This window comes from Lactobacillus sp. HMSC08B12 (assembly GCF_001808415.1).
In the GTDB taxonomy this organism is placed as follows: domain Bacteria; phylum Bacillota; class Bacilli; order Lactobacillales; family Lactobacillaceae; genus Lactobacillus; species Lactobacillus delbrueckii.
Map to the genome: position 1 here is coordinate 1 of NZ_KV793220.1, position 17780 is coordinate 17780.

The following is a 17780-nucleotide window of genomic DNA, read 5'->3' on the forward strand; positions in this document are numbered from 1 at the left end:
TATTTACACAAGAATTTATACTGAACCTTTAGTTTGCAAGATCGAGCCATACTCTTTTGCATCATATAGTTCATCTAAAGTTTCTTTGATTGCTGGTGCAATATTTTTATTCTCTTGATATATTTCTTCTAGTGAGGCTTGATCAATATTGTTACTTTCCCGAATTTCGTAAACATGTGGTTGTATGTTACGACTGAAGAAACGACGATCATACGCTCTGGCCTTCATCATTATTGAAAAATAGGCTAATTGAGCTGCTCGTTCATCAATATCTAATCCCCAGATATTATTCTCAACAATACTGATGGCTGCCTCACGGGTTGAATAACCATATTCTTGGTAGATATTCATCAGTACATCAAAGAAGTAAACTAAGATGTGACCACTTCCGCAGCAGGGGTCAATACACTTGATTTCTTCCGACTTTAACTGGCTATACTTTTGTTTAATTGTATCAACTTGAGCCTGTACATCAGCTTCTTGCTTTGCATCATCAATGTAATACTTCAGTTTTTCCTTAAAACTTTCAGACGGGTGTCCTTCATACCACATTCTCCCCAAACTGTTATCAACCATGTATCTAACAATCCAATCCGGGGTAAATAGTTGCGTCGCTGCAGGAATACTATCCTTTGAGATCTTGATTTTCTTCTTAAGATCAGCAAAGACTTTATCCTTCAGCTCACTGTTGTAATACTGATACAACCAGCCGATAATCTGCACTTGATCCTTCCAGTCGTCCTCTGGAATTAGAGATACCATTTGCTCCAATACGCTACCATCTCTTAGCAGGTTATCTGGCAAAAGGAGCTCTGTATAGTCATTCAACCGTTGAAACATTTTCGGTAAGGCTGAATTAAGCTCATTACACTGAACGATCAGTAAATACCGATATAGTTCTTCCGTCTTGTTTTCATCTTGAAGCTGGTAAACCTTTTGTATATCTAAACCAGCAAAATCTAAGTTAATAGCTTCTGACAGTATTTCAGGCTTAAATTCGTTGTTTTCATTAGTAAAAACACGAATATGGGAAGGTAAGTAACCATTAACTTCCATGAAGCGGAGTGCGATAAAGCGGTTAAACCAAGTATAAGCTACTTCCTCAACAACTTGGTCATAACCCTTCTCATTAATTTGACGAATCAAAGCACGACGTTGAATTTTCTCGTCTTGAGACAACAATACCCCATTAATGGAGTCTGCATTTACATTTATCATATTGTCTTTCTCAATCCCATATCTAGCTGCTCGTTGTGCTACACGAGTTAGTAACTCTGTTCTAGCCCAAACCGCAAACTTCTTTATCGAATTCTTTTCCATTTTCTAGCCCCATTATCTAATTTCTACTTCGTCAGAATCCTTTAATAGCGTTTCTAGCTTGTCTCTTACTTGTTCCAAATAATTGCGAATATCATTCTCATCTTTGATTGAAGCTTGGTTAAAGACAAGTCGACGTTCAACTGACCTAATCTTCTTAGACTTGACATTGCTCTTTTGTTGAGGTCCTACATTTGATTTAGGTTTTACCTCTGGCTTTTGAACCGGTCTGTTAAGTTGATCCAGTTCTTTAATTGCTCGGTCCTTATTATCAATAATCTGATTTTCAATTGCGGCAAAATATGCTAAAACTCTTGTATTTCTAAGGTCTTCCTTCAGTTTGTCATACTGCTGGTCTGCTCTATTGCTGATACCCTTGGCAAGATCATAATCTTTACTATCTTCCATCTTGCTGTGAATTTCACCAAGGCAAGCTTGGATGATTTCGATTAGCTCTTCTCGCTTTTCATCAAGCAACCTATCATGAATGTTTTCCAGATTTGACATCAAGCTATTTAACTTTGGGATCTCGTTATAATTATAGTTCTTAACATCAACATTTAAGATCTTCTGGATCTGTTTTAAGTCTTCTTTGGCTTCCGGAATATCAGTTAAAGCATTCCTATCTGGAGTTAACGAAGATACTAAGCGGCTGGCTGAATTAAAGATTGAAACTTGATTCTCGAAAAAATTATCAACTTTTGATAATTCTTCTTGACTATCATATAAAGCGTCTTCCTTTTCGATCACTTTATTGAACAAAGCGATATTATCCTTATATTGGGTTAAAATTTCACCAGTTAGATGAACTGCATCCAGAACAGCACCTTTATTTGGATAACGATGATCCTTAAATTCATTTAACAGTAATTTATATTGATTCTGCTGATCTTGGAATCTCTTAATAATAAAGGCGGCTAAGCCATCTTCATCATTTGGAATATCCATTTCATCGAAATAATCTCTTAGAAACTCAACAACTTCTTTGATAGTTGCTGGATCAGCATTAATCCGCTTACAAATTTCAGTTTTCCCGATTTCACTTCGTAAGCGCAAAACGTCTAATAACCTTGGATCGTTTGGCTGTACAACATTACCACTATTCTTAATCGTAACTTTTTGGTAGCTAACCAATAAACCTAAGACTGCTAAAATGTCATTTAGACTCCACCCGTAAGGAATTGCAGTGAATCTCTTTTGCAGATCGCTCATAGTGACTAAGATGTTTTGACGCAGTTGTCTTTCAAGATAGTCATCCATTTCTTTCGCTGCATCGTAGTTATCCTCATACTCGAAACTAACGGCTCTTTCACTTTTTCCTTGAAAAAGATCTCTCAAATTAGCATCGGCAGTCTTGCCATCATAATGCTTATGCACTTGCTCAAGCTTACTGTATACAGTTGAGACCAAGTAATTTAAGACATTATCTAACTTCGATTTAGCATCATTTCCTTGAACAGAAATTCTCTCACCTGCAGCATAAAAAGTTCCGCTGACAATTGCCTCTTGTAAAGCACTTGTTGCTTCTTTTTCATATTGACTTGCCTGCTCTTGCTGACCACGAATGATGTTTTGTTGCGTTTGTGGCAACTGACTAATATTGCGTTGCTTCACATATTTATGAATCTTCATTGCTTGTTGAAGCAAGTCATAATATGGCGAATCAGCTAAAACTACATATGAATCATGTCCAGAAGAATTAGCAGTCAACTTCAGTTCAGACTTATCCGTTTCATCAGTTGCAACTGTCAGAATTCTAAGGCTCATCCCATTCTGAACCTGGCCTACTCTAAGGTCATCAACCCAACGATCAAATGAATAGTCATTTTTACCATACCGATACTTATTACTTGGGTAGATATCGTCAAAAATTCTTTTGCTAATTTCAACAACAATCTCACTGTTGTCGACCACGATATTACTGATCTCTCGCTGGATATCCTGCTCTTCATCAGTTAAGAAGTTATATGTGTCACCAGTTCTGCCAATCTTGTTTTGAGACAGCAAGCGATTAAGAGACTCACTAATTTTCTTCTTGGCATCAATTTTATCTAAGTTGATATTATCAGCCATTAAAATCACAATATTATCAATATTGGCCGGTACATCATCAATATAACGAATAAGATACAGCAGTTTTAAAACATCAACATCTACCTGTTCCAGCCCCTCATGGTTATCTGCAGCTCTTTGTGCCCGGTCAATCACTTGTCGAATTGAACTATCCAGGAAGGTTTGAACTGTATCATAGAACATTTGGAATGGTGCCAACGTGCGTTCATCACGGCTTTCCAATTTTTGTGCCACTTCTTGGAAACCGCTTAACATTGAACGCTCACCGCCGGATAAGTGTTTCCCCGCATTACCATGTTTCCGGATTTGCGCAAATACATTTTGCATTAATGTGAACTGGTATGGCACAAATGGAAAATCCTGAATAAATTCTTCTTGACCTCTAAACCCTTTTATATCGAGTGTTGAACCAGAAAATGAAAATAGGTTACGCATAACAGAGTCATTGTCATCATATACATTGCCCAAAATTTCTTTAGCTTGATCTGTTTTACGCAAGATACGTTTCTGAATAACTTCGTCAACTGATGAAGACGACAAACTCAGACGAATTGAAAATCGAGCTTGAATCTTTGAGAATTCATCGTTACGAACCTTGATTATTTCATCAATTGCTTCTTGCCCGGTGCAGACTACCCAAACCTTACCCTGACAGCGACTACCAAGTTCTTCTACAATAGATTGAAGATTCAGCAGTTTATGGTTGTCTGTTCCAACGTATTGGCCCACTTCATCAGCCATGAACAATAAGCGAAAATCAGCCGGTTTAGTATCAACGTAGTCTTTTATCTCATCAACCAGTCGGTCGATACTGATCTCATCCGTTTCTTCGCCATTGAACCAGTTCCCAGCTGCCTTTTCACTCATCCCCAGTACTTCTTGCAAGGTTTCTTCTACTTCATCTTCGTAAAAGTCAAAAGAATCTCGGCTTTCAAGCCATGACTCGCCGCTTTTTTCTTCAAAAACTCTTCTAAACTCTTCTGTCTTCCCTTTTTTGTCAATAAAGCGTTCTAAACGCGCAACCTTTAAATTCTCTCCGTAAAAACCCAGATGATTGTAAAACATCTTAGCAAAAACCCGTACAACTGCATCCGCATTAGTTGTTACTGATTCAACGTCAATGTTAAACAGAATCGTTTCCGCCTTACTTTTTGTCGCTTTTTCGATCAATTCAAAAGTCAGCGGATCTCCCTCAAACTTATCTCTAAAATACTCAACTGTCGGGTGCCCATCAATTTCTTTATTTTGTAAAATGTATGACAACATCTTTAAGAAGTGAGATTTACCACTACCAAAGAAGCCTGAAATCCAGACCCCGATATCAGCTGTTGGTTGATCAAATGATTCATCAAAAGCATCAAAGAAAGTTACGAAGTGCTTCTTTAACTCTTTAGTGATAACATACTCTCTAACTTCTTGGCTAAGAGTTACATTAGTTTTTTCATCAACCTTGATGACACCATTGATGTTACGATTGATATCATCTTTGAACATTTCTTTAATTCTCATTTTTCTTCCTCACATTAAATCAAATTAAAAGCTCGATAATAATCATTTGGCTGGAGCTTGTTAAACAAGGTTAATTGATGTCCATCAAAACTACCAGGATACATCACGACAATTGGAATTTTGGGTATTACAGGCTGCAATGCTTCAAGTAGTGTATGCAATCGTAAAAATGGATATACTTCCCCAACGCCTGTTAGAAGCAGTATGTCTCCCGTTTCTTGCGGTTCATATTGAATTTGTTCGACAAAATTTTGTACCTTTCTTGCACCTTTTAGGCTAACTAAGAGCTTTTCTGAACCTTTTTTCTCTTCTTTCGCAGGAATTTTATCTAACAGTCGCTTATTTTGACAAATATCAAGAAAGACGTCGTACAGATTTCTAGTAATCAGGTTACATTTTAGGCTAGTATCTTTTTGAAGCTGTTCAACGTAGTAACGCACTTTCATTTCATCTTTAGGATCGTAGCAAAAGATACGAATATTGACTTCATTGCTCAACCCTTTGCCTTCCAAGAAATCACTTGTTTGAATTGTTTTTTTGAAACTATCTAATCGAGCATTTAGGCTATCAGTCATTTTTAATTCTCCTTAATCGAAGCAGTTAAAAGCAATTAATGCAACTTTGTCTCCGTTATCTTTAATCGCTTTCTCAAGAATGGGAGAAATGATTACTGGGTTAAGTTTTGTCGACTTTAAACTATCTAAATAATCATTTTCAATTAGGAGGTGATTCAATTCTCTCTTTATGCGCTTGATAGTTGAATCAGACCATTTAGCAACATTATCATGCTGTTCTTGAAGGGAATTAATGAAAACATTTAGATCAATGTGACCATACGTTAAATTATTTGTTCGATATTTTTCGCCAATTACCGTTATCATAAAATCCCAAACCAGATGGTATTGACACATCATTGCATATAAGTCAATTTGTTTAGCTACTTCAACGGGAGCGGTAGCTAGTGCCTTTATTAAGTTAGAATTACCTAATGCAGCTAAACGTTTCAAGCATGTCCTAGCCATACTTCTGAGCATTCGATCTGTAGGATATTGATAGAGATTTTCGCTAACAACCTTTTCAATAATTTGCTCATCAGTCATACCTTTAAGTTGAAGTTGAGCCGTCAGTCTCGTTTCATTAAAAAGAAACTTTTCTCTCGTTATTACTCCAGTGTATGGCCAATTATCTCTAAATGTTGCCATTGATAACCTCCCTAAGTGCATTTGTATCGTGTGAATCACACAATATGCCAACTATTATTATATAAGGAAACTTCCTATTTGTCTGTAGCAAAAAAGTCCTCCAAGTGTCCACTTAGAGGGCTATTTACCCATTAAGATTATTTTCCCTTCAACTCCTATTCCTTCTTCCCAGATACGACCTCAATCTGTAATTCGCTTTGATCAATGCCATAGAAGTCAAACAAGTCTCTCAACTTGTGAATCTTGTTCCAGTTGTCAGTGCTCGTGTACAAGTAGACACCGTCAGCAACTTGGCTAAAGCCGTTTTCTGGATGATCAATCAGTACTTTTTCAAGTTTTGTCCTATCACCTGCAATTAGTTGGCGCATAGGCGCAGGATCAAGCTCATAGAGTGCCCGCACAACTCCGATATACATCTCTTTCCAAGTACGCTTAGGTAGCTTGTAAGGTGTGTTCATCAAACTGTAGGAAGCGATCTTCACGTTAGCGTAGTTGTTGTCGTCATCAAGGCCATACACTTCATTTTCAACAACCTTCGGCTGAAAATTACTGCTTGGCATTGGCCAGAGCTTCAAAGCCGTCTGCTTCAACAGTTCACTGCGTTCTATTAATTCCTTTTCAGTCCAATGGTCACATCCCTTAACAAAATCATTCAGTCTAAATCCACTATGATCAAAGCCGTTCTCAGCCGTCTTTTTCTCGTGAAAACTCTTGTTGCTGTAGCTTGAATTATAAGCCGTCAACGTCAAGTTAGCGAGACGGTTGTCCCAACGGTCATAAATCGCTTGATAATCATCCCCAAGCTCCTTTTTCCACGCGCTGGACAGCGTTTGCGGCATAATATGCTCAATCGTAAATTGATTATTTTGCATCCCGTCAATGACATTGACTCTTTCAAGTGAATCTTGGTTCTCTAAGCGATCAAAGATGTAATACTTGGTCTGCTGCCGCATGTTGTAGGCATCCCTAGTCTCAATGCTCTCCGCAAATTCATCATCCGTCGGGAAGTGTGACACTTCCGTTTTAGACAGAAGCAAGTAGTTGATGATATCAACATAGTTGTCTGACTGGTCAACGTACTTAAGGGAGTCGCTGAACAGGGTCGCAAATAGCTTGTTCAATGAATTGTTCTGCATCCCGCAAATTAGTCGTCTGAAAATGTACGATTCAATACTCCCCAAAACAGCGGCAACTTCATCAGCGTTGACTTTACCTTCTTGCCAGTAGTCAAAAAGCGGCAGAATAAACGGTCTGGTAACACTCACTTCCAAGACAGCCAAACGCTTAAGCAACACGTTTACCTTGTCGCTTGGACTCTGCGCACTTCTGATCTGTTTCTCGTAACCTCCATACTTGAGCAAATCCTGCAAAACAGCTTCCGTGGTCATCTTTTTCTGCTCAATGAAACGCTTGAAGACTTGATAAACTTTGCCCATTGCAGGTACCTTTTTGAGCTTGAAGGTTAAGTAGTTACGGATAAACTCAGAAACGTGATACTCGTTACCTTCTTCCGTATCAAGTTCGATCGGATGCCAATACTTGTTGTAGTATTCTTCCTGTTGATCAGCTGGCAAGTTCATCAAAACAAAGTTTCTAATTTTATCCGCTTCGGTCAAATCAACGCCGGTGGAGTTCAAGCTTTCAAAAATCAGCTGGGCATCATCTTCTCCTTGTCTGAGTGAAATATCAATTACGATAAGACGTTGAATTGCATCCCATAGCTCATCAACTGAGATCCTTTTCTTTAATATCTCATCTTGGAAGAACTTAAAGTTGGTCGTTTGATTCGAGTCTCCTACATAGCCTGATTCCGGTCCAAATAGTTTCATCAAGGCTTCGGCATCATGCTTGACGGGCTGCAATTTATAATGGTCAATATTCTCTCTGTCTTTCACATGCCGGCAGATTAAATAATCCTCTTCAATTTCTTCAGCAACTAGGTCTGGATCTTCGGCTTCAATTTGACCATCTTCTAGTAGTTTAACCATAGCCAAAATAAGAAGATATACGGTAGTTAGGCGCTGTTGACCATCGATAATTTGAAGTTTGCTGCTGTAATCTCCGCCAATTTCAACAATGCTACCAAAGAAGTGGGTGTCTCTATCCTCTTTTACCATATCAACCAAATCATCAAAAAGTTGTTGGCAGTTCGGAACCTTCCAATCATAATTTCTTTGGTATACAGGAATTTGTAGCTTAGTTTTTGAACCGTCAAACATCTCATAAATTGGTATCGCGGTACCCTTCATTTTCTTTTCCTCACATTCTCTATAGATATTTATATGATAGCATTTTACTTTCTTAATGGCCTTTTAGACTCTACTAAAAAACTCTCCCTAAGCAATTAGAGAGAGTTGATTTGTATTGGAGAAAAAATGTACTTAAGTCAGAGCTGCCGGCTTAGAAGAAGAATGGCATCCAAGCGCAGGAGCGGAAGCAACGGTGCACTGCGAAGAATGGGCGGCAGCTGTAGCTGCGGCAACTGTAGTAGTGAACCCGGACAACTACAATAACAACGTAACGTTAGCGAGTTGGAGTGGTTGGCTTGCTTGGTTCAGTTGGAGCCGTTGGAGCAGTCGCCGCGGTGGTTGCTACATCCGCATTTTTGGCAGCTTGTGCGATAGTTGCCGTGCTGCCAACAGCTGCCGGGGTCAAGGCGTCTGCGATAGCGCTTGGCAGGCCAGTTTGCGATAAGGCAATCAGGGATGCTAGAACAATAGCCAGCTTAACAATCTTTTTGATGTTCATGTTTTTCCCTCTCTATCTCATCTCTATTAAGTAATTTTTCTATTCTCGCCTGCTATCCGAGTTCCAGCAGTCATATACATTATTTCTTACTTATTGAATTTGGCCTTTTCAGGCTAAGCTGCTACGCGGTTTTGTTTTTTGCACTCAAAAAAATCCTTCCAAGCTGCTTGCTTGAAAGGATTTAGGTAGATTTAGATAGATATAAAGTGCTTTATTGATTTTCTACAAAAACAGCTCCATCTCGTTGTCCTTTTTAGTAAAGCCCCGCTGAGCATACACGCCCGCGCCGTCTTCACTGGCATTCAACCAAAGGCGTTTTATCCCGGTTCTACGGGCATAGCCAATTATTTCATCGACAATTCTCTTGGCGTAGCCCTGCTTTCTGGACTTAGGCGACGTGTAGATGTTCAAGATATAGCCTTCCTGTCCGGTCAAGTTCTCCGCGTAGGGAATCCGGCTAAAAAGACAGAGCGAACCGGTTGCTGCCAATTGCCCGTCTTCCAGCATCCCCCAGCTGACCATATACTGGCCAATATGGGCCAAAAAGTACTGCTTAGTCGCTTCTTCCAGGGCAGACAAATCTTCACTTTCAGCAACCTCCCCTAGTTCCGTAAACAGTTCTTTTCTCAGCCGCCAAAAATCCTCCGCAAAACTTTCATCCAGCTTTACTAATTCTGTTGTCATGCTCTGCCTCTTTTCTTATTCCCACAAAAACTTCTGCAGGACCTGGTCCACTTGGCTGTTTTCGTGGAGCCGGCTGTGCTGGCCGCCCTTGCCAGTGATCTTCACTTCCTTGTAGCTCTTGGCCCTAATTAAAAGATACTTGAGGGACCTTGATGAATTGTTGTAGACGCTGCCGTCTGACTTTTTACCAGTATCGCCGTATATGTTAAGGACGCCAATCCCCTTTGGATAGACCTGCCGAAGCTTCGTCAGTTCTTGATAAGTCGAATTCATTTTCTTCGGCTTGCCGGCTGCATCGATTGGAGAATCCTTCTCCATACCAACAATCCCGTTGAAGTGGCCGGCAATATCAACCTGTTTCTTGATCGTTGGAAAATTCTTTTTGGCAGAATAATCCATGATCATGTAGCTGATCGCCATATTGCCCATGGAGTGGCCGACCAGGTTCATCTTGGAAAAGCCCAGCTTCTTCTGGGCTGCCTTAACTGCCTTGTAGGCATACCAGCCATCCTTGTGGTAATCAGGATTCCGGTTGTTGGAGAAGCCGACCAGAACGATTGGGTTCTTCGGATTATCCGCGAGCTTGCCCTTGATTTTGACTGACCCGTTTTCTTCAACCCTGGCTTCTAAAACCTCATTGCTCTTGCCTGCCTGTCTGGCCGCTTCAGCCATGTGTTTTTCCGCGTTGATGCTGGACCCGTAGCCATGGAAGAAAAAGGTTACCGTTTCTTTGGCCTGCTCCTCTTTTTCCGCCTTAGTCAGGGGCTTTTGACAAGCCGTCAGGAAAAGCAAGGCGGTCAGCAGAATCGGGATAGTTTTGGCCAAAAATTTGCTTCTTGTTTTCGTCTTCATACTTTCCATCTTTCCAATTTATTTATTTACTCACGTCTATTCTACCTGGATGATTCTTCACTGCCAAATAGTAAGCAAAAAAATCCTCCCAAATATCTCGGAAGGATCATTGTCATTTTCTCGTTTTTTTCTTACTTGTCCAAATGTCCGTCAAACCAGGTCTGGATTTCCTGCAACCGGCTCAAGCGGTTCTTTGGCCGCCCGCTTCTGGACAGTTCGTGGTTTTCCCCATGGAAGACCACCATCCGGCTTTCCACGCCGTGAGACATGAGAGCATGGAACATCTGCATCCCTTCTTCAACCGGGCAACGGTAATCCTCATCTGAATTCAAAAACAGAGTCGGTGTCTTCACATTTTTCACGTACTTGAGCGGTGAGTGCAGCCAAACCTTTTCCGGATTATCATCTTCACTGGCCCCCACCTGGTCAACGCAAAATTCTGGGGCAATATCTGACATATGCTCAAAGCTGAGCCAGTTGGAGATGGACCGCTGGGAAGCTGCCGCCTTGAAGCGGTCGGTATGGCCGATCACCCAGTTGGTCATAAAGCCGCCGTATGAACCCCCGGTGATTCCTAAACGGGTCTGGTCGATGTCTGGATAAGCCGCCAAAACCGTGTCAGTAAACTTCATTAAGTCCTCGTAGTCTACTGTCCCGTAGCGGCCCCGCAGGTCCCCGTACTGGTTCCCCTGCCCGTTTGAACCGTGGATGTTGCAGAAGAAGACGAAGTAGCCGGCTCCGGCCCAAACCTGCATCTCATGGAAGAAGGCCTTGCTGTAAGTGGCGCGGGGGCCGCCGTGAACGTCCAGGATCGCCGGGTATTTTTTGCCTGCCCGGTAATCCTTTGGCAAAAGCACCCAGCCGTGCTGGATCCCGTCTTCAACTGATTCATATTCGACTTCGTTGACTTTAGCTACGTATTTGCCGGCTAAAGCCTGGTCATTGTAGCTGGACAATTTTTTCACCTGGCCATTTTTAACCAGGTAGAATTCCAAAAGCTCGTTGGCAAAGGCTGCTTCCAGGAAAAGTTCATTTTCACCTGTCAAACGAAAGCCCTTGATGATGCCATCCGTTGCAAAAAACGGCTTGACTTCCTGCCCGTCAAAAACGTAGATTTCATCGTGGTCAACGATGGTGGTCACGAAGTAGAACTTGTCGCCATAGACGTCAAAAGCATTGCCGCCAATCACCCCGCAGTCCCCGGCAATCGCGCTCTGGCCGGAATTGTCGAAGTTAGCTGCTAATTCCAGGCCATCTTCCGTCAGCCGGTAGAATTCCGGATTTTCGTTTAAGCCGGTCTTTTTATGAGTGTTAGCGAAGCAGTAGACTTGTCCCTTCAAGGCAAAAATTGCAGAGACTTCGGCCTTACCTGCCGCTAAAAAGAGCTTAGCTTCTCCCGTACTTGGGTCAACTTCATAGACTGCCCCGTCAAATGGCCGCCGGGTCTGGTAGCTGACGCCCACCACATAGACTTTCTCCTTGGCTACAAAGGTTTCCATGACCGTGAAGCTTGGGTCATCTTTAAAAAGTTCAGTCAGCTTTTCTTCTTCCAGGTCCCAGACATAGAGGCGGTCGCGGAGCTTGTTGATGTAGCCCTGGCCGTTGAAGTAGTATGGTAGTTCGTCCAGGACCTGGTAATCGGTGGACTTTTTCTCAGCTAAATCCACTCGTCTGGACAAAAGGAGATAGCGGCCAGCAACGGAATTGATTACCTGGTAGCCGGCTTCTTTGAAATCAGCAACTTTTGCCGGACTGGCTTGGTCAAGTTCCTGCTTGTAGAGCAAGCAATTGCCTTTGCCCTCTTGAGCGGTGTAGTAGACACTATTATCTACCAAGGCATAGCTCTTTTCCTGCCCCAAAGTCGTTAAGCGCTTGAGCTCACCATTTTCAAAGACGTCCAGCCAGTTCCAGTAGCCTTCTCCATCGGCTTTGGCCTGGTTTCTGGCCAGTACTGCCCTTTGGCCGTTTGCTTGCAAGTTGCCCAGGCTGACGACTTGATACAAATCTTCTGCTTTAACTGCTTCCATTGTTCTTTTTCCTCCTGCATCTTGTATTTAGGTGACTTCATTATAGCAAAGTTAAAGTATTAAATTTACGCTTAATCTGGATTTTTTGTAATAAAACTTATTTTTCTGCCAAAATTGACCATATCGGCTATAATTTGGTTAACGCTTACATGCGAAAGGAGAAAAACATGACACTTGATAGAAAAATCTCACAAGCTGTTGAAGAGATGCGGACTGGATCCAAGATGCACGACGACAAGCGCGACGCAGGCTTGCCAACCGAAATCCCAGAAGTTGAAAGAATCAATGACCTAAGCTACGGGCCAGACCCAAAGTGGAACTTGCTGGACATTTACTTGCCTAAGAAGCGGACCGGCAAGGTCCCGGTCATCATCAGCATTCACGGCGGCGGCTGGGTTTACGGGACTAAGGAAACCTACCAGTTCTACGGGCTGGGCCTGGCTAAAGAAGGCTTCGCCTTTGTCAACTTCAACTACCGCCTGGCTCCTAACGTCCAGTTCCCAGGCGAAATGGATGATGTCAACCGCTTGATGCACTGGGTGGCTGAACACGGAGCTGAATATGACCTGGACATGGGCAATGTCTTCTTAGTTGGCGACTCAGCCGGTGGGCAGATGGAAGAGCAGTACCTGGCCATCTTGACCAATGACAAGTTCCGCCAGCTTTTTGGCTACGAACTGCCAAAACTAACAGTCAGAGCAGCCGCGCTTAACTGCGGGGCCTACTTCATGCTCACCCCGGGCTTTACTGATGGCGCGCCAGGCGCCTACTTTACCCCAGAAGCAGTCAGCGGCAAGGAAGAGATGCTGAACACAGAAAAGTACTTGACGCAAAACTTGCCACCGCTCTTTATCATGACGGCTAACCAGGACTTCCTGCGCGATTCTGCTGTCCGCTTGGACGGCTATCTTTTGGCCAAGGAGATCCCGCATGAACTCCACATCTACGGGGATATGGAGAACCCGCGTGGCCACGTCTTTCACTGCAACCAAAGAGACGACATCGCCAAGCAGTGCAACCTGGACGAGCTGAACTTCTTCAGAAAGCACTTAAAGAGTAGCTACAATAAATAAACGCGCCCTTGTATAAGGACGCGTTTTCGTTTCGTTTGTTATTTTTGCTCTGGCTTGGGGCTGAGAATAACATAATAGATCTGACCAAAGTAGGGATTTTTGACCATATGGGCCACGGCATGCACGTAGATCCGCTTGTGAGTCTCTTTGGTGATGACATGGTAGTCCATATGAGCCACTGCATCATCGCTGTCCCCCACCTGCTGGTCACAGCTCTCTACAGCTTCAGCATAGTCTTCTGGAGCGAGCAAGCCCTTGACTTCCCGGCCGATAAATTAGATAAGCGCTTCCATGCTAGAGCATTCCGTAATCCTCAGCAGTTCCCTATTAGCAAAATAGGATCTTCCCGTCATCAGCCCGGTAGATGAAGAAGGCACCAGGCAGGTTGACTGCCAAGTCGCGCAGATTAAAGCCCAGTTGTGCCCGTCCTTCCTTGACCATATCCGGGTGGTAAGCCGCCATCGTTCCCTTCCCGGTCATTTTCACGGCATAGAGGGCCGTATCAGCCTTGTTCAAGAGTTCTTCCCGGCTTGCCCCCTGGTCCGGGTAAACGGCGAAACCCAGGGAGATCGTATAAGGATAGTCTTTGCCTTGGTAGCTAAAAGTCAACTTTTGCCGGAAGAGCTTTTTAAAAATCGCCCGTCCCTCAGTCCTTGTCGTCCGCTTCAAAAAGACGGCAAATTCATCCCCGCCGTTGCGGCAAACCTTGCCCAGCTGGCCGAAATTGTCTTCCGGAACCTTGGCAAAAGTCTTCAGCGCCGCGTCACCTGCATCATGGCCATAGAGGTCATTGATGTACTTGAGGTCATCGCTGTCGATCAATGCACCAACTGAAGGCTCTCCTTTATGTTTATCAAGATATTTGCTTACATCCCGGTCAAAGTCAATGCCTTAACTTAATGACATTGCTCCCGAAGGAAACTGCTTTTAGCCAATCTATTCTTTTTGCTAGTCGACGAACTTAACGGCGGTCCCATAAGCTACGACTGACTGCATGTCGCCGGCGATTGAGCCGGAGTCAAAGCGCATCATGACTACGGCGTCCGCGTCAAGTTTGCCTGCTTCTTCACGCAAACGGTCCAGGGCGACTTCTCTTGAAGTCGTCAGCATCTTGGTGAAGGCCTTGATTTCCCCGCCAATCATGCTCTTAAGACCAGCCCCAAAGACTGACGCGAAGTTCTTTGACTGGGTGGTTACCCCAAAGACTTCACCGATTACTTCATACTTGCGGCCTGGGATATTTTCCGTCGTTACTACCAACATTTTGTTTTCCATTTCAATTACCTCGTTTTCTTCAAACGTTTCCTAGATTGTAGCACAAGGAAAAATTTTGGAAAGAGGTTTTTCTATACTTGTTGTAATATTATAAAGCACTAAAAAAAGCCGCTAGCTGGCGGCTTTTTTGCTAATGTATTACTAATTAAGCGTTAGCGTTTTGCTTTGCTTCTTCTTGTTCCTTCTTGTAAGTCTTGAGGTCGAAGCGCTTCATGAATGGATACCAGATTAAGAAAGCAACGATCGCGCAGACGTTCGCTACGACAGCACCTCTCCATGACTCGGTCTTCAAACTGCCGCTGGCGTAAAGCTTTTCATACAAGTCAACCATTTCCCCCGCCAAGTCGCGGAAGGTGATGGCGTTCATCAAGTGGTCCTGTGAGTGGACAACCAGAAGAGTCACGTGAGTATGCTAGCCTTGGCCTTCTTGGTCAACATGTCCGTTTGTGAGTTGTGGGCGTCAAGCAGGGACTTGTCTGCTTCTGCCAACCTTGGCTAGGCGAATTGCTTCAAAAGCCAGGCTCTTGGCATTGCCGCCGTTGGCAATGAGGCCCATAGCCGCCATCAAGGTTGCTTATTACCGGCTTTGCTGATTTTCAGCTTCCTGCTTCAAGGTTTCTGCTGTATCTTTTAATTCAGCCATTTTTAATTTATTTCGTAGTCCTTGCCTTGGGCCTTGGCAGCTTCTTGCACTTCTTAACGAGCAAGCTGGTGCTCATCCCAGCCGCGCAGTTCAACATAATGGTTTTGGTAGCCATAATTATTTCCTCCTAGACTTTTCTTACGTTGTCTGTTTGCGCTTACAGTGTATACCACTTTCATTACATTTTTTCTTACAGCCTTGAAGAAAACACCAATGAGCGGCGGTATACCGGACTTTTTACGGAGTTGACCTTTTTAAAATTATTCTAAAAGACATATCTTTTAATTTCAGAAAACAGGACTTTCTTCCTAATAAAAACCAGTTTTTCTGAAACACTTGCGCTATTATTGCTGTGCTAAGCTTATTTTCTTATTTCTACAAGTTTCAGTTCTATGCTTTTTTCTAAAAAATACCAATTATCTGCCCTTTCACTCTTGCAATGCCTATAAATTCCAACTATAGTCATTCTTGGAAGCGGTTACTTGCAAGTGGTGAAAATATGAAAATGTATGGTCGAGTGATGAAAACTGTTGAAAACATACACAAATGAAAATGGAGGTTTTGCTCAATGTATTCTGCAAAAATGCCAGAAGGATTTTTATGGGGCGGCGCGGTTGCTGCCCACCAGCTTGAAGGTGCCTGGGACGTAGGCGGCAAGGGCGTGTCCGTTGCCGACGTCATGACCGTCGGTTCAGCCACTAAGCCGCGGGAAATCACCGACGGCGTATTGCCGGGGAAGAACTACCCGAACCACTCAGCCATCGATTTCCACCACCACTATAAAGAAGACATCAAACTCCTGGCCGGGATGGGCTTCAAGGCTTTCAGAACCTCCATTGCCTGGACCAGAATCTTCCCTAATGGTGACGACGCTGAACCTAATGAAGCAGGCTTGAAGTTCTACGATGACCTTTTTGACGAAATGCACAAGTACGGCATTGAACCTGTCATCACCTTGAGCCACTTTGAAATGCCATTCAACCTGGCCAAGAACTACGGAGGCTTCACCAACCGCAAGACCATCGACTTCTTCGTCCGCTTTGCTGAAGTCTGCTTCAAGCGCTACAAGGACAAGGTCAAGTACTGGATGACCTTCAACGAAATCGACAACCAAAGTGCCTTCAACAACGACTTCTTGATGGCTACCAACTCTGGTATCCTCTTTAAAGAAGGTATGACTGATGAAGAAAAAGAAGCCGCCATGTACCAGGCTGCCCACTATGAATTCGTGGCCAGCGCCCTGGCAGTCAAGATCGGCCACAAGATCAACCCTAACTTCAAGATCGGCCTGATGATCAACTACTCACCAGTCCGCCCGCTGACGCCAAGCTCAGAAGACGCCCTCTTGGCTGACAAGTTCGAACAGCACCGGGACTTCTTCTCAGACGTCCAAGTCTTCGGCGAATACCCGAAGGCAATTGAAGCCTATATTGAAAAGCACGGCTACCGGCCAGACATCACTGACGAAGACAGAGTCGTCCTTAAAGAAGGGACCGTTGACTACGTGGCCTTCTCTTACTACCAGTCAACTACTGTCTCCAGCGAAAAGGTCTCAGCTGATGAACTGAGCGACCTGGAAAAGGCGGTTGCGGTTAACCCGACTTTGGAAAGAAGCGACTGGGGCTGGGAAATTGACCCGGTTGGCCTCCGCCTGGCTTTGAACCACTTGACTGACCGCTACCACCTACCCCTCTTCATCGTTGAAAACGGCTTGGGGGCCTACGACAAGGTCGAAGACGGCAAGATTCATGACCCATACCGGGTTGACTACCTGAAGAAACACATTAGCGAAATGGAAAAGGCAGTTGCGATCGACGGCGTTGACCTGATGGGCTACCTGCCATGGGGGCCAATCGACCTGGTTTCTGCCGGGACTGGCCAAATGGACAAGCGCTACGGTTTCATCTACGTCAACAAGAATGACCAAGGAGTCGGCGACCTCAGCAGAACCCCAAAGAACTCCTACTACTGGTACAAGAAGGTCATTGCATCCAACGGGACTGACCTCGACTAATCTTCTCTAATTCTTATTGCTACTTAATCTCTTAACGAAAACGCGAAAAGCGACCAAGATCTGCTATGATCTTGATCGTTTTTTTGTGCTTAGCTAATTTTCTTTTTCTACTTAAAATGGCTGCTGTAAACCAGATCTTTGAAGTCCTTTTGGCCTTTGAGCCAGGCTGAGCATTGCCTTGCCAAGTGCTATAAGAAATGTGGAAGAATGTGCGCTTGATACCGGCTGGTTCACATTATGGTCAAGATATTCAACTTTGCGACTATCGCATCATCGATATCTTTACTTCCGACACCAACATGCCTGGCTGGAACATACCCAGCACATAATATAGGACTCTGCCGGCTTCCATTTCTCTCACGA

14 protein-coding genes and 2 pseudogenes are annotated in these 17780 nt (G+C 43.5%); 2 read left to right on the forward strand and 14 right to left on the reverse strand.

Annotated elements, in window-relative coordinates; genetic code table 11:
• Positions 1-15 precede the first annotated feature (15 nt).
• The 9 genes from pglX to HMPREF3168_RS09280 all read right to left on the reverse strand — a co-directional run bounded on the left by pglX (position 16) and on the right by HMPREF3168_RS09280 (position 12412).
• Positions 16-1320: a BREX-1 system adenine-specific DNA-methyltransferase PglX gene (pglX, locus tag HMPREF3168_RS09240; protein ID WP_070489739.1), complete on the reverse strand. Its 1305-nt coding sequence runs from the start codon at positions 1318-1320 to the stop codon at positions 16-18.
• Between the two features lie 12 nt (positions 1321-1332).
• Entirely contained in the window at positions 1333-4899 is a 3567-nt protein-coding gene (gene brxC, locus HMPREF3168_RS09245; protein WP_070489741.1) for a BREX system P-loop protein BrxC, read from the reverse strand.
• Between the two features lie 14 nt (positions 4900-4913).
• On the reverse strand, positions 4914-5474 hold the full coding sequence (locus HMPREF3168_RS09250) for a DUF1788 domain-containing protein (RefSeq protein WP_070489742.1): 561 nt from the start codon (positions 5472-5474) through the stop codon (positions 4914-4916).
• Between the two features lie 12 nt (positions 5475-5486).
• Positions 5487-6101 (reverse strand): DUF1819 family protein, encoded by a 615-nt coding sequence (locus HMPREF3168_RS09255; RefSeq protein ID WP_070489745.1) that lies wholly within the window; start codon positions 6099-6101, stop codon positions 5487-5489.
• A 155-nt stretch (positions 6102-6256) separates the two neighbouring features.
• Complete coding sequence (locus tag HMPREF3168_RS09260) at positions 6257-8350, reverse strand: DUF262 domain-containing protein (protein ID WP_070489747.1); 2094 nt, start codon at positions 8348-8350, stop codon at positions 6257-6259.
• 274 nt (positions 8351-8624) lie between these two features.
• The gene (locus HMPREF3168_RS09265) at positions 8625-8849 is read right to left on the reverse strand and encodes a hypothetical protein (protein ID WP_003615291.1); all 225 of its coding nucleotides are present in this window, start codon (positions 8847-8849) and stop codon (positions 8625-8627) included.
• 222 nt (positions 8850-9071) lie between these two features.
• Entirely contained in the window at positions 9072-9533 is a 462-nt protein-coding gene (locus HMPREF3168_RS09270; protein ID WP_070489749.1) for a GNAT family N-acetyltransferase, read from the reverse strand.
• Between the two features lie 15 nt (positions 9534-9548).
• Positions 9549-10385, reverse strand: coding sequence for an alpha/beta hydrolase (locus HMPREF3168_RS09275; RefSeq protein WP_070489750.1), 837 nt, complete (start codon positions 10383-10385; stop codon positions 9549-9551).
• 131 nt (positions 10386-10516) lie between these two features.
• On the reverse strand, positions 10517-12412 hold the full coding sequence (locus HMPREF3168_RS09280; protein WP_070489752.1) for an alpha/beta hydrolase family protein: 1896 nt from the start codon (positions 12410-12412) through the stop codon (positions 10517-10519).
• Positions 12413-12579: 167 nt separating this feature from the next.
• On the opposite strand from HMPREF3168_RS09280, the gene HMPREF3168_RS09285 reads away from it, so the two are divergent.
• Positions 12580-13485 carry an alpha/beta hydrolase gene (locus tag HMPREF3168_RS09285; protein ID WP_210384552.1) on the forward strand — a complete coding sequence of 302 codons (906 nt, stop codon included), beginning with the start codon at positions 12580-12582 and terminating at the stop codon, positions 13483-13485.
• Between the two features lie 38 nt (positions 13486-13523).
• On the opposite strand, the gene HMPREF3168_RS10845 is transcribed toward HMPREF3168_RS09285, so the two are convergent.
• The 5 genes and pseudogenes from HMPREF3168_RS10845 to HMPREF3168_RS10025 form a co-directional block, all read right to left on the reverse strand.
• Positions 13524-13736 (reverse strand): hypothetical protein, encoded by a 213-nt coding sequence (locus tag HMPREF3168_RS10845; RefSeq protein ID WP_246825715.1) that lies wholly within the window; start codon positions 13734-13736, stop codon positions 13524-13526.
• Between the two features lie 76 nt (positions 13737-13812).
• Positions 13813-14307, reverse strand: a complete 495-nt coding sequence (locus HMPREF3168_RS10850; RefSeq protein ID WP_246825716.1) for a GGDEF domain-containing protein — start codon at positions 14305-14307, stop codon at positions 13813-13815.
• Between the two features lie 126 nt (positions 14308-14433).
• On the reverse strand, positions 14434-14760 hold the full coding sequence (locus tag HMPREF3168_RS09295; RefSeq protein ID WP_003613025.1) for a heavy metal-binding domain-containing protein: 327 nt from the start codon (positions 14758-14760) through the stop codon (positions 14434-14436).
• Positions 14761-14905: 145 nt separating this feature from the next.
• A pseudogene (locus tag HMPREF3168_RS10855) lies at positions 14906-15325 on the reverse strand (PTS lactose/cellobiose transporter subunit IIA).
• Positions 15326-15411: 86 nt separating this feature from the next.
• A pseudogene (locus HMPREF3168_RS10025) lies at positions 15412-15518 on the reverse strand (PTS sugar transporter subunit IIB); the annotation flags it as partial.
• 453 nt (positions 15519-15971) lie between these two features.
• Between HMPREF3168_RS10025 and HMPREF3168_RS09310 the strand changes: the two are divergent.
• The gene (locus HMPREF3168_RS09310) at positions 15972-17417 is read left to right on the forward strand and encodes a 6-phospho-beta-glucosidase (RefSeq protein WP_070489756.1); all 1446 of its coding nucleotides are present in this window, start codon (positions 15972-15974) and stop codon (positions 17415-17417) included.
• Positions 17418-17780: the final 363 nt, after the last annotated feature.

Excerpts from the sequence above, each read along its gene's own strand:
- pglX (WP_070489739.1), bottom strand. The coding sequence starts at position 1,320 with ATGGAAAAGAATTCGATAAAGAAGTTTGCGGTTTGGGCTAGAACAGAG.
- HMPREF3168_RS09285 (WP_210384552.1), top strand. The coding sequence starts at position 12,580 with ATGACACTTGATAGAAAAATCTCACAAGCTGTTGAAGAGATGCGGACT.
- HMPREF3168_RS09270 (WP_070489749.1), bottom strand. The coding sequence starts at position 9,533 with ATGACAACAGAATTAGTAAAGCTGGATGAAAGTTTTGCGGAGGATTTT.
- HMPREF3168_RS09265 (WP_003615291.1), bottom strand. The coding sequence starts at position 8,849 with ATGAACATCAAAAAGATTGTTAAGCTGGCTATTGTTCTAGCATCCCTG.
- HMPREF3168_RS09280 (WP_070489752.1), bottom strand. The coding sequence starts at position 12,412 with ATGGAAGCAGTTAAAGCAGAAGATTTGTATCAAGTCGTCAGCCTGGGC.
- HMPREF3168_RS09310 (WP_070489756.1), top strand. The coding sequence starts at position 15,972 with ATGTATTCTGCAAAAATGCCAGAAGGATTTTTATGGGGCGGCGCGGTT.
- HMPREF3168_RS09275 (WP_070489750.1), bottom strand. The coding sequence starts at position 10,385 with ATGAAGACGAAAACAAGAAGCAAATTTTTGGCCAAAACTATCCCGATT.
- HMPREF3168_RS09295 (WP_003613025.1), bottom strand. The coding sequence starts at position 14,760 with ATGGAAAACAAAATGTTGGTAGTAACGACGGAAAATATCCCAGGCCGC.
- HMPREF3168_RS09255 (WP_070489745.1), bottom strand. The coding sequence starts at position 6,101 with ATGGCAACATTTAGAGATAATTGGCCATACACTGGAGTAATAACGAGA.
- brxC (WP_070489741.1), bottom strand. The coding sequence starts at position 4,899 with ATGAGAATTAAAGAAATGTTCAAAGATGATATCAATCGTAACATCAAT.
- HMPREF3168_RS09260 (WP_070489747.1), bottom strand. The coding sequence starts at position 8,350 with ATGAAGGGTACCGCGATACCAATTTATGAGATGTTTGACGGTTCAAAA.
- HMPREF3168_RS09250 (WP_070489742.1), bottom strand. The coding sequence starts at position 5,474 with ATGACTGATAGCCTAAATGCTCGATTAGATAGTTTCAAAAAAACAATT.